1 pseudogene is annotated in these 262 nt (G+C 55.7%); it reads right to left on the reverse strand.

Features of this window, described 5'->3' with window-relative positions:
• Window positions 1-249, reverse strand: a pseudogene (locus tag MXD62_RS08865) (phenylglyoxylate dehydrogenase); the annotation flags it as partial.
• Window positions 250-262 lie beyond the last annotated feature (13 nt).

The following is a 262-nucleotide window of genomic DNA, read 5'->3' on the forward strand; positions in this document are numbered from 1 at the left end:
GGAGCTAGTGCCTGTAAACGTTCGGGCACCCGCAAACACTCCGCCCTGGAGCACACTTAGCGCCGTATGTTCGCTTTCCACTTCCACCAGATCGGCATCGATTTCCCCATCAGCAACAAACGCAGCCAGGTACTCAACAAGCGGGGTCTGCGGCGTAATCGGATAAGCGGCCATAAGCGATACACGCGCAAGCTTGGCGCCCCATGCGGCCGCTTTGTTTCCGTTTAAGACATCCACTTTGGCCATCATTCTTCACCAACTT

The sequence above is a fragment of the Frankia sp. Mgl5 genome (assembly GCF_023242985.1).
Taxonomy (GTDB): domain Bacteria; phylum Actinomycetota; class Actinomycetes; order Frankiales; family Frankiaceae; genus Parafrankia; species Parafrankia soli.